The following is an 11,755-nucleotide window of genomic DNA, read 5'->3' as shown; positions in this document are numbered from 1 at the left end:
GGTAAGGAGGTCAATATGCGCCGTCAAATTACAAATCGATGCATGCCCCATAACATGGTGTTGTATGAGTCTGCGACTTCCTTCTCTTCAGGCACTGCTCGTCTTCGAAACATCCGCGCGGCTGTTGAGCTTCACCAAGGCCGCCGGCGAACTCAACGTGACGCCCGTTGCGGTGAGCCGCATGGTGGCGCGGCTTGAAGACGCGCTCGGCTTCAGGCTCTTCGAGCGCACGAAGTCAGGGCTAACCCTGACGCATCGCGGCGCAACATTGCAGCGGGCCGTCGCATCCGGCTTCGGGCAGATCGGCGACACCATCGATGAACTCAAGCGCGATCACGCGCAAGGCGAGATCGTCACGCTATCGCTCGCGAGCGGCTTCGCCGCGTTGTGGCTTCTGCCGCGTTATGCGGAATTCCGCCGTGCGTTTCCGTCCATCAATCTGCGCTTGCAGGTGATGGCCGGCCGTCTGTATGGGCCGCTCGAAGATGCGGATCTCGGCATCCGGCTGCACGGGCCCGGTTCGGACGATGACCCCTTTCTGCTGTGTCCGGAGATCATCGTTCCTGTCTGTAGTTCGAACTATCTGGCGGAGTTCGGTCCGCTCGACGCACCCGCGAACATCGAAGGTCACGCCTACATTCATCTCGACGTGACCACGCTTTCATGGGCCGATTTTCATCGGGCTACGGGACTGTCCGACAAAGGTATCGGCGAGGCCGTGCATCACACGGACCCGGGGCTCGCCGTGCAATGCGCGATGCTCGGTCAGGGCGTCGTGCTCGGCTGGCTGCTCGCGATCGCGGCGCCGCTCAACGAAGGCAAGGTGATTCCCGCGTGGGATCGCTATATCGCAACGGGCTGCAATTACGTGCTCGAACATCGCTCGTCGAATCCGTCGGAGAGTACGCGCGCGGTGGCGCAATGGCTCATCGACGAGATGAAGAAGGAACTCGACGACGCACGGCGCGTGCTCGCGCCGTTGAGCGCGGTGCCGAAGAACCGCGCGGACCGTGCCGCGCGCGGTGTCGATGCCGAGACTACGGTGCCGACACCGTCATGATGCGGCGGACGCCGAACGGTCCCGCTGCCAGCAGCGCAGGCCGAACAACGGCACGACACCGTAAGCGTGATCGAGCATGTCCGATTGCAGGTTCTCGTAGCGTTCCCAGCGTATTTCGTTGAGATACACGCAGATCTCCAGCGCCACGATGGGCGCGGTCGACTGCACATGCCGGATCACGAACGGCATGTCGCGGCGCACGGCCGGATGCTCGCGAAAATAGCCGCTGAGATAGAGCCGATACAGACCGAGGTTCGTGCGGCGCTCGCCTTCGGGCGGCGCGAACGGCAGACGCGCGAGCAATGCGTCATCGGGGAAGCGAATGGTGTCGACGTCGAAGTGAATCGCATGACGCAGACGCCGCGCGCCCGATTCGAACATGCCGCGCCAGTTCTTCACGCTGTTCGACAAGAGAAGCTGGCTCGGCAACATGACGATGGTGTTGTCGAAGTTGCGTACCTTGATGGTGTTCAGCGCGATATCGATCACGACGCCATCGGCGACGAATCCGGGCACCTCGATCCAGTCGCCCACGCGCAGCATGTCGTAGGCCGCGAGCTGAATACTCGCGACGAAACCCAGCAGCGAGTCGCGGAAGATGATGATGAGCAGCGCGGTGATGGCGGAGAGGCCAGTGAGCAGATAGAGCGGCGAGCGCTCCAGCAGGACCGACACCACCGCTATCAGCGCGACCAGATACGCGACGATGGTGGCGATTTGCAGGAAGCTCTTGATCGGCCGCTCGCTCGCGGTCGGAAAATGGCTGTAGCGTTCCTCGATGCTGTCGCGCAGCGCGAGCGCCGCGCGCATGAGCGTGTAGACCATGTAGCAGGCCGCGAGAATGGCCAGCGGATGGCCGAGCGCCGGGATCACCGGAAACGTGAGGCCGGAGAGCAGCGGCGCGGATGCATAGACGATTGCCGCGGGCACGAGCGGCGCGAGCCGGTGAAACACGCGATGACGCTCCGCGGCGATCAGCCATTTGCGCCCTTCCTTGCGTGCGAGGCGGCTGACGATCATCAGCATGACCGCGCGCGTCGCGTAATAGCAGATCACGCTCGCCAGCAGAATCGCCAGCAGCAGTGCGACGACCAGAAGCGTGGCGACAGCCCAGCTGTCCGTGGCGACGTGGACTTGCCAGTCCGGTCCGACTTCGAATCGCAAGCTGTTGCCGAACATGAACGCTCCTGACGCGGGCGAACCGACGAGATTGATCAGCCGAATCGGACGTGACACTTGCTGCGCTGGTTATTGTAGTGGCGAACGCGCGCCGTCGAACGATGCGCGCAGGCACTTCGCATTTCACATATTTCCCGCTACAATTCGGTCCCCTTGCCCAGGTGGCGGAATTGGTAGACGCACTATCTTGAGGGGGTAGCGCCGCGAGGCGTGCGGGTTCGAGTCCCGCCCTGGGCACCAGTCGCTTCAGCGATCACTTCCGTGTTCTTCTCCTTGCGCCCCGCGCGTGCCTTGTGCATCTCCGGCGGCGCAGTCAGGCCCGCCGCGGCCGCACCCGAATGCATCAGGAACTCGCGAAACGCATTGGCGACCTGAGGCAAGCGCCGCTCCGACATATGCACGACATGCCACGCGCGCTCGATCGGTGTGGATGGAAACGGCAGCGTCGCGAGCAAGCCCGCCTGCATCTCCAGCGCGCACGCATGTAGCGAAAGAAACGCGACGCCGAGTCCCGCTTCGACGAGCTGCTTGATCGCTTCATTGCTCGATAGCTCCGACGCCGCGTGCAGCTTCAATCCCGCTTCCTTGAAGAGCCCCTCGATCGCGACACGCGTGCCCGAGCCGCGCTCCCTGACGAGCAGATTCGCCGCTTCGAGATCGGTCAGATGCAGGCGCTTCGCGTGCATCAGCGGATGTGTCGGTGCGGCGACGAACGCCATCGGATGCTTCGCGAACGCGGCCGCGCTCGTGCGCAGCTCGCGCGGTTGCCGTCCCATGATCGCGAGGTCGATTTCATTGGTCGCGAGCATGCGCACGATGTCATCGCGATTGCCGATGCGGAACTGCAGCTTCACGCCGGGCCGCTCCTTCGTGAATCTCACGAGCAGCGGCGGCACGAGATACTCCGCCGTCGTGATCGCGCCGATCCGCAAGGTGCCGCCCAGTTCGCCACGCAGCGCCGCGACTTCTTCGCCGGCTTCGTTCCAGAGACTCAGGATCTCGTTCGCATAACGCGCCATCACCTCGCCCGCGGCGGTGAGCTGAACCTCACGTCCCACGCGGCGCAGAAGCGGTGTGCCTGCCGCCTCGCCCAGCAGCCCAATCTGCAGCGATACCGCCGGTTGCGTGAGATGCAGTTCCTCGGCCGCGCCCGAGATGCTGCCCACGCGCGCGACGGTCTGCAATGTGCGCAACTGGCGGAAGGTCGTCGTTTTTAACATTAGTGAAAACTTATGGGTCGGCGATAAATACTAAATAGCGCAAATGTTTTCGCGACCTTATATTTTTCCCAACGAGGTCGTCAAGCATCCAATCGCATTTCCGGGAGAACCATGATGTTGAATCCATATGCGCAACGCCAGGTCGATTCTCCGCATCGCATCGTCATCGTGGGCGGCGGCGCGGCCGGGCTGGAACTCGCGACGCGTCTCGGCAATGGCGTCGGCAAGCGGCGGCGCGCCGAAGTGATCCTCATCGACCGCTTTCCGACGCACTTCTGGAAGCCGCTGCTGCACGAAGTCGCGGCAGGCCAGATCGATGCATCGAGCCATCAGATCGACTACGCCGCTCACGCGAAGTGGAATCACTTCCGCTTCGAACAGGGCGCGCTCGCGAGTATCGACCGGGGTCGGCGCGAGATCGTCATCGACGAGACGACCGATGTCGATGGCCGCCCGCTCATGCCCAAGCGCACACTCGCATTCGATACGCTCGTGCTCGCGCTCGGCAGCGTGACGAACTTCTTCGCGATTCCGGGCGCCGAACAGCATGCGCTGACGCTGGAGACAGTGGAGCAGGCGGAAACGTTCAGGCGGCGTCTACTGTCGAGCCTGCTGCGCTCGGGCCATGCGCGGCAGGCCGAGCCCGGCGCCGCCCGGACGCCGGTTTCAGTGACGGTGATCGGCGGCGGCGCGACGGGCGTCGAACTGGCCGCCGCACTGCGCGGATCGGCGGAAATGCTGCGCGACTATCACCTCGCGTCGCTCGATCCGGCCGACGATATCCGCATTCGTCTGCTCGAAGGCGCGCCGCGCGTGCTGCCCGCGCTGCCGGAGCGCATCTCGACGCGCGCTCAGGACGTGCTCGCCGGACTCGGCGTCGAAGTGAGACTGGGTTGCCGCGTGCGCGCGGTCGATGCGAACGCCGTTGCGACCGTGGATGGCGAAACGCTCGCGAGCGACATCACGATCTGGGCCGCCGGCGTGGAAGGACCGCCCGTGTTGCGCACGCTCGAAGGATTGCCGTTGAACCGGCTCGGACAGGTGATCGTCGACGGCACGTTGCAGATCGAACCCGGTTCGGGCATTCATGCGATGGGCGATTGCGCGGCGTGCGCCGCAGCGAAAGGCGACGCGCTGGTGCCGCCGCGCGCGCAGGCAGCCTTTCAGCAGGCCGTCTATCTCGCCGATGCGCTCACGCGGCGCCTCGACGATCGCCCCGTGCCGTTGTTCGCCTATCGCGATCAGGGCACGCTCATTTCCTTCGGACGCGCCGGCGCGGCGGGCGCGCTGATGAGCGAGTTGCTGCGGCAGCCGCTTTTCATCGACGGATGGTTCGCGGCGTCGTGTTACCGGCATCTGTATCGCCGGCACATCATGGGGCTCACGGGCGTCAGGCGCGCGGTGATGTACGCTGCGAGCCAATGGCTTCGCGAACGCGTGCGGCCTACGGTGAAGCTGAATTGAAGCCTTACCGCATCGCCATGGCTTCGCCGCTCTGCGCGCGGCCGGACACCAGACATTGCGATCTGAACGCGTCGCGCTGACTGCTCGCGGCGGCCTGACTGAAGCCCTTGCTCAGCGCGTCGAATTCGACCTGCGCGGCGCTCTGGACGCACGCAGCCGCGCTGAGGTCGCGTCCCTGCGCGTGGAGCATGGCGCGATCGGCGACGAGGTAAGCGACGAGCGCGAATACGGCGGCCTTGAATACTTTTCGCATGCTGAGTCTCCTTGCCATCTAGGCTAAGGGTCAGACGGTTCCGGGCAAATCAGGGCAAGCCCGGAGCGAACGGACGGTTTATTCAGCGCGCAGCCCGCCGAACAGCCAATCGGTAAAAATGTCAATGCCGCCGCGCGCAATGAATTTGATCCCCGGCAATTCCCCAAAATCTTTTCTTTTGGGTTATTCTCGTTAACCCTTAGGCCTACGCTGAATACGTTCAAGTCGCCCCGAACCCTCCGCGCACCCGCCCCGCCTTACATTCCACTGTCATTCGCGCTGTTCCAGCGAGCACGTCCATCGCGTGCTGGCCGCGCCTTGCGTTCGATTCAAAAAAACCCATGCATCTGCCGTCCGTTCTCAGCTTTCTCATCTGGATTCCCGTGGTGTCCGGCATCTTCGTGCTGACGTTCAGCGCTTCGGCGACGCTCGCGCGCGCCGTCGCGATGTTCGGCGCGATCCTCAGCCTGCTGCCGGTCGTGCCGCTGCTGTCGCGCTTCGATGCGTCGTCGGGCGCGATGCAGTTCGTCGAGCGCGTCGAGTGGCTGCCGCAGTTCGGTATTTCGTATCACCTGGGCGTCGATGGCATTTCGCTGTGGTTCACCGTGCTCACGGCCGTGACGACGCTCATCGTCTTCGTCGCGTCGTGGCAGGCGGTCACGAAGCAGGTCGCGCAGTACTACGGCGCGTTTCTCGTGCTCTCGGGCTGCATGCAGGGCGTGTTCGCGTCGCTCGACGGCATGCTGTTCTTCGTGTTCTTCGAAGCGTCGCTGATTCCGCTGTATCTGCTGATCGGCACGTGGGGCGCCGAGCGGCGCGTGTACGCGGCCATCCGCTTCTTCTTTTTCTCGCTGCTCGGCTCGCTCGCGATGCTGGCCGCGCTGATCTACCTGTGGACGCAGGCGCATACCTTCGACATCGACGCGTGGCGCCATCTGAAGCTCGGCTTCACGCCGCAGATCGTGGTGTTCGTCTGCTTCCTCGCGGCGTTCTCGGTCAAGGTGCCGATGTGGCCGGTCCACACGTGGCTGCCCGACGTCAACGCGGAAGGCCCGACCGGCGCGGCGATCCTGCTCGGCATGCTGAAGATCGGCGGCTACGGCATGTTGCGCTACGTGCTGCCGATCGTGCCCGACGCATCCCACTTCTTCGCCCCGGCGATGATCGCGCTGGCGCTCGTCGCCGTCATCTACGGCAGTCTCGTCGCGCTCGTGCAGACGGACATGCGCAAGCTGCTCGCGTACTCGGCGGTCGCGCACATGGGTCTCGTGACGCTGGGCCTGTTCACGTTCGACCGCATGGGCACCGAAGGCGCGGTCGTGCAGATGCTGTCGTACGGCATCGTCTCGGGCGCGATGCTGCTGTGCACCGGCGTGCTGGTCGAGCGCACCAAAAACGGCTCGATCGATGCCTACGGCGGCGTCGCCAACACAATGCCCCGCTTCGCCGTCTGCGCGATGCTGTTCTCGATGGCCAACGTCGGCCTGCCCGGCACGTCGGGATTCGTCGGCGAGTTTCTGGTGCTGATGGGCGCGATTCGCGTGAATTTCTGGATCGGCGCAATCGCCGCCTCGTCGCTGATCCTGAGCGCCGCCTACACGCTGTGGATGGTCAAGCGCGTGATCTTCGGCGCGGTGAAGAACGAACGCGTGGCCACGCTGCGCGATCTGGGCAAGCGCGAGTTCGCGCTGTTCGGGGCGATGGCCGTGCTGGTGCTCGCGATCGGCGTGCACCCGAAGACCTTCACGGACGCGATGGGCCCGTCGGTCGAAGGTCTGCTGTCGGCGGCGCTCGGCTCGTCGTTGCCCGCCGACGCCAGTGCGCCTTCGTATGACGCGCACCGCGAGACGGTGTCGGAGCGCGCGCCCGGCTAACGCGCTCAGCGCGCCGCCGCGTGCCGATGCTCGAGCGGCAGGCGCACCTGAAACGTGGTGCCGCTATCGTTCGCGACCACGTTGAGCCGGCCGTCGTGCCGATGCACCACCGTCCGGTACGCGATGTGCAGCCCCAGCCCATTGCCCTTGCCGGGCGGCTTGGTCGTGAAAAACGGCTCGAACAGGCGCGGCAGGATATCGGCCGGTATGCCGTGGCCCGTGTCGGATATCTCGATCACCGCGCAGTTGCCTTCCCGATGCGAGCGGATCGTGAGCTCGCCGTTTTCTTCCATCGCGTCGATGGCGTTGTCGATCAGATTGGTCCACACCTGATTCAGCTCGCTGCCGTACACCGGCACGGGCGGCAACGCGCGATCGTAGTCCCGCGTGACGACCACGCCATGCTTCAGCCGATGCTGCATGATGGTCAACGTATCCTCGATACCGGTGTGGATGTCGACTTCCTGCAGCGGCGCCTGATCCATGTAGGAGTACGACTTCATCGCCTTCACGATCTCCGAGATGCGTCCGGCGCCGAGCCACGTCTGCTCCGACAGAAAGCGCATCTCGAATGTCGCGGCAAGCCAGCGGACACCCGCGCCGAATTGCTCGCGGCTCACGCGCGCCGCTACGGACTCCAGTTCTTCCGGCGCAAAACCGGCCGCCACGAGGCGCGGCGCGATCAGCCAGGGCTTCGCGAACCCGTGTGAAGAAAGCCACTGCGCGAAACGCTCTTCCGTTTCGCTCTGCCGCAACGCGCCCTGCGGCGTGGCGTCGACGACGGGCGGCGCGCGGCTCGCCCAGGCGTCGAGCGTATCCATGATGTCGGCGGGCATCGCGCACAGGACGAGCGCGCGCGTCGCCCGATGCAGACTGTCGAGCGCGTCGCGCATGCCGTCCGCCGCGCGCGCCACGGCCGCCGCCGGATTGTTCAGCTCGTGCGCGAGCCCCGCCGACAGGCGTCCGAGCGCGGCCAGCTTCTCGCCGCTCAGAATGAAGGTGTCGTAGGCGCTGATGCGGCCGTACATCGACTGGAAGATCTGCTTGCTGAAGGACTCGCATTCGCTCAACAGCGTACGCACGACGCTCTCGGTCAGCGAGACGAGATAGCAGTCCGTGTTCGCGCTGAAGGTGAGCGGCAGCGGCATGCCCGCGAGCAACGAAGCCTCCGCGACCGAAACCGGCGCGGGGCGCGTATCGTCGATCACCTGCCGGCCCGCGACGAGCTTTTCAGTCAGCAGCTCGCCTTCGAGCAGGATGAACTGATGCGTCACGGTCTGTCCTTCGCGCATCAGGACTTCGCCACGCTTCAGGCGATGCTCGCTCAGATTCGCGCTGAGCCACTGCTTGCGCTCGGCGGACAAGACCGCGAAGAGCGGCATCTCGAAGAGCATCGACGGATCGCTCATGGATTCGCGAGATATTGATGGATGAAATGCACGGCGATCGAGCCTTCGCCCACCGCCGCCGCGACGCGCTTGACCGAATCGGCGCGCACGTCGCCCGCCGCGAAAATGCCGGGCACGCTCGTTTCGAGCAGGAACGGATCGCGCCCGGACTCCCATCCCGCGGGCGCGCGCCCGCCTTTGACGAGCGCGCGGCCCGTCAGCAGAAAGCCGTGCTCGTCGCGCTCGACCACGCCGCGCAGCCATTCCGTGCACGGCGCCGCGCCGATGAACACGAACAGCCCGCTCGCCGGAACGGTCTCCGAATCTCCGGTCTGCAGGTCGCGCAGCGTGATGTCCGCGAGATGCCCGTCGCCGCTCACGCTCTCGACTTCCGTATGCGGGCGCACGCGAATGTTCTCGGTCTCGTGAATCTGCTCGACGAGGTAGTGCGACATGCCCGCGCTCAACGACGGCCCGCGACACAGGATCGTGACCGAGCGCGCGTACTTCGACAGAAACATCGCGCCCTGGCCGGCAGAATTCGCACCGCCGACGATATACAGGTCCTGATTCGCGCACGCGACGGCCTCCACCAGCGCCGCACCGTAATACACGCCCGCGCCCGTCAGTTCCTGCACCCCGCGTGCTTCCAGCTTGCGATACGACACGCCGCTCGCGACCATCAGCGCGAGACAGCTTACTTCCGATCCATCCGATAGCCTGACGAACTTGTACGGCGGCTCGATACGCAGCCCCACCGCGTGCTGCGTGAGGATCATCTCCGCGCCGAAGCGCCGCGCCTGCGCGAGCGCACGCCGCGACAGGTCCGCGCCGCTCACGCCGGACGGAAAGCCGAGATAGTTGTCGATATGCGAACTGGTGCCGGCCTGTCCGCCGGGCGCGTCGCACTCGATGATCGCGACATGCAGCCCTTCCGATGCGCCGTACACGGCCGCCGCCAGTCCGGCCGGTCCACCGCCGACGATCACGAGGTCGTGGAACGGCGTCGTCGAACGCGTGTGCAGCCCGACCTTTTCGGCGATCTGCGCGGTCGTGGGACGGCTCTGCACGCTGCCGTCCTCGAACACGATCACCGGCAGGTGACGCTGCCCCGGCGCGAGCGCGCTCAGAAGCGGTTCGGCTTCGGCGTGACGTTCGACGTCGAGCCAGCGAAACGGAATGTGATTGCGCGCCATGAAATCGCGCAGTTGATGCCCTTGCGGCGACCAGCGGTGATCGAGAATGCGGATGCCCTGAAACGCCGAACGCGACGACGCGTGCCAGTCGGCGAGCAGGTCGTCGAGCGCCGGATAGAAGTTCTGCTCGGGTGGGTGCCAGGGCTTGAGCAGATACTGATCGAGATGCACCGTGTTGATCGCGCGGATGGCGGCGTCGGTGTCGGCGTAGGCGGTCAGCAGCACGCGCTTGGCTTCGGGAAACAGTTCGATGGCCTGTTCGAGAAACTCGATGCCGCTCATCTTCGGCATGCGCTGATCCGCGATGAAAAGCGCCACCGACCGGTTCTGCAGGCGCAAATGCTGCGCCGCCTCCAGCGCCGCCGGTCCCGAATCCATGCGCACGATCTGATAATGCTCGCCGTATGCGATCTGCAAGTCACGCGCCACCGCGCCGGCCACGATCGGGTCGTCGTCCACGGCGAGAATCACGGGCTTGTCCATGGCGGCTCAGGCGCTCACGACTGCGGGCGCGGCATGCGTTGCAGACATTGTAGACGCTATGGCGACGAGGTTTCGCGCACCTTTCATCACAGCACCGGACCCGCAAGCCGCCCGCTTGCAGGCACTTTCGCGCGTGTCCCCGCGAGCGGCAGCGTGACCCGAAAGACCGTGCCGTTCGCATCCGATCGCGCGCCGATCGTTCCGCCGTGCCGGTTCACCACGATGCGGTACGCGATATGCAGACCGAGACCCAGGCTCGGGCCGTGTGCATGGAGCGCATACTTCGACGTGTAGAACGGCTCGAACACGTGCTCCAGCGCGTCGGGTGGAATGCCCGGGCCGTTATCGGCGATTTCGACGACGGCGTCGTCGCCGTCGCGGCGCGTGTGGATCGCAATGGCGCCCTGCCCGTCCATCGCCTCGATCGCATTCTCGACGATGCTCGTCCAGACCTGATTGAGCTCGCTTCCGTAGGCCTGGATGCGCGGCAGGCTGCGATCGTACGCGCGCGTGATCGCGATGCCGCGCTGTGTCTCGTGCGTCATCACCATCAGCGTGTTGTCGAGGCCGTCGTGCAGATCGATTTCCTGTTGCGGCCCCTGATCCATGAACGAATAGGATTTCATCGCCGCGACGATATCGAAGATGCGCTGCGCGCCTTGCGCCGCGTCATCCACCACACCGCGAAGATCCAGCACACGCGCGATCCAGCCGATGGCCGCATCGAGTTGCGCCGGGCTCAGTTCGTCCGCGAGCGGCGCGAGGTCGTCCGGCGCGACGCCGCGTGCCGCGAGCGCCGGTGCAACCCGCCATGGCTTCGTCACCTGGCGCGCGGCGAGCCAGTCGGCAAGGCGCGACTCGCGCTCGCTCTGGCAAATCGGACCCGCCGCCGCCACGGCCTTGCGGGCGACGAGCGCGCCGAGCCGTTCGAGCATTTCCTTCGATACCGCGTGACGGCCGAGCGCGAGCGCCGACGCTTCGAGCGCGTCGAGCTCTCGGCGCACGTAGGCAAGCCCGCTCGTCAACGCCGATGCCGGATTGTTCATCTCATGCGCGAGTCCCGCCGCGAGCTTGCCCAGTGCGGCGAGCCGGCTGCGATTGAGCGCGGCGGTTTCGAGCGCGGTCAGCCAGTCGCTCATCACGCGCGCGACGGCCTGGCTGAACGAGCCGCATGACACGAACAGTTCACGGAACGCCGCTTCCGGCAGGCGCGCGAGCCGGCAATCGCGCGTGGCGGTGAGCGTGACCGGATAGGGTATCGACGCCATCACGCAGGGCGTGCCGAATGCCTCCGGCCTGACATAGCGCTCGACATCGTGCTCTCCGCCGGCGCTTTGCGTCGCGACGAGTTCGCCGTCGAGAAGGATCGTGAGGTTCGTGGCCATGTCGCCTTCGCGCAGCACCACGTCGCCCGCCGCTATCGAGAATTCGCTGACGCGATCGCTCAACCATGCCAGCCGGTCTTGCGGGAGATCGGCGAAGATACGGATCTGGGCGAGTCTGTCGAGTTCGATCATGGTCCGCAGCCCGAACCTGTCGATTCAGTTCAGTTTAGGCAATTCGTGCGCGAGTTCCGCAACCGCGTTTACACTGCCAGCAGAGATCGGGGCGCGACGTTACCATCTGACTGTCGCGGAC

The 11,755-nt window shown here is 65.2% G+C and carries 8 protein-coding genes, 1 tRNA gene and 1 pseudogene; 4 read left to right on the top strand and 6 right to left on the bottom strand.

From position 1 onward, the window contains the following. The first annotated feature begins 64 nt into the window (after positions 1–64). Positions 65–1,060: a LysR family transcriptional regulator gene (locus tag NK8_RS39110; protein WP_213234493.1), complete on the top strand. Its 996-nt coding sequence runs from the start codon at positions 65–67 to the stop codon at positions 1,058–1,060. Here the strand turns inward: NK8_RS39110 and NK8_RS39105 are convergent. After that, on the bottom strand, positions 1,055–2,239 hold the full coding sequence (locus NK8_RS39105) for a mechanosensitive ion channel family protein (protein ID WP_213234492.1): 1,185 nt from the start codon (positions 2,237–2,239) through the stop codon (positions 1,055–1,057). The two genes, NK8_RS39110 and NK8_RS39105, sit on opposite strands and share 6 nt — an antisense overlap. Before the next feature lie 155 nt (positions 2,240–2,394). Between NK8_RS39105 and NK8_RS39100 the strand changes: the two genes are divergently transcribed. After that, a tRNA-Leu gene (locus tag NK8_RS39100) sits at positions 2,395–2,479 on the top strand. Positions 2,480–2,568: 89 nt separating this feature from the next. On the opposite strand, the pseudogene NK8_RS39095 reads toward NK8_RS39100, so the two are convergent. Continuing rightward, positions 2,569–3,459, bottom strand: a pseudogene (locus NK8_RS39095) (LysR family transcriptional regulator); the annotation flags it as partial. 111 nt (positions 3,460–3,570) lie between these two features. Here NK8_RS39095 and NK8_RS39090 point away from each other — a divergent pair. After that, positions 3,571–4,923, top strand: a complete 1,353-nt coding sequence (locus tag NK8_RS39090) for an NAD(P)/FAD-dependent oxidoreductase (RefSeq protein ID WP_213234491.1) — start codon at positions 3,571–3,573, stop codon at positions 4,921–4,923. A 4-nt stretch (positions 4,924–4,927) separates the two neighbouring features. On the opposite strand, the gene NK8_RS39085 is transcribed toward NK8_RS39090, so the two are convergent. Then, positions 4,928–5,176 carry an adhesin gene (locus tag NK8_RS39085; protein ID WP_162069583.1) on the bottom strand — a complete coding sequence of 83 codons (249 nt, stop codon included), beginning with the start codon at positions 5,174–5,176 and terminating at the stop codon, positions 4,928–4,930. Positions 5,177–5,517: 341 nt separating this feature from the next. Here NK8_RS39085 and NK8_RS39080 point away from each other — a divergent pair, with 341 nt between their 5' ends. Continuing rightward, positions 5,518–7,050, top strand: a complete 1,533-nt coding sequence (locus NK8_RS39080; RefSeq protein WP_213234490.1) for a NuoM family protein — start codon at positions 5,518–5,520, stop codon at positions 7,048–7,050. 5 nt (positions 7,051–7,055) lie between these two features. Here NK8_RS39080 and NK8_RS39075 read toward each other — a convergent pair whose 3' ends face one another. The 3 genes from NK8_RS39075 to NK8_RS39065 all read right to left on the bottom strand — a co-directional run bounded on the left by NK8_RS39075 (position 7,056) and on the right by NK8_RS39065 (position 11,634). Beyond that, positions 7,056–8,459 (bottom strand): ATP-binding protein, encoded by a 1,404-nt coding sequence (locus NK8_RS39075; protein ID WP_213234489.1) that lies wholly within the window; start codon positions 8,457–8,459, stop codon positions 7,056–7,058. Then, positions 8,456–10,117: an FAD-dependent oxidoreductase gene (locus NK8_RS39070; RefSeq protein WP_162069580.1), complete on the bottom strand. Its 1,662-nt coding sequence runs from the start codon at positions 10,115–10,117 to the stop codon at positions 8,456–8,458. Before NK8_RS39070 ends, NK8_RS39075 begins: the two co-directional genes overlap by 4 nt. Positions 10,118–10,203: 86 nt before the next feature. Continuing rightward, positions 10,204–11,634, bottom strand: a complete 1,431-nt coding sequence (locus tag NK8_RS39065; protein WP_213234488.1) for a sensor histidine kinase — start codon at positions 11,632–11,634, stop codon at positions 10,204–10,206. Between the last annotated feature and the right edge of the window lie 121 nt (positions 11,635–11,755).

The sequence above is a fragment of the Caballeronia sp. NK8 genome, from assembly GCF_018408855.1.
Taxonomy (GTDB): domain Bacteria; phylum Pseudomonadota; class Gammaproteobacteria; order Burkholderiales; family Burkholderiaceae; genus Caballeronia.
This window is presented reverse-complemented; position numbering and strand designations above follow the sequence as displayed.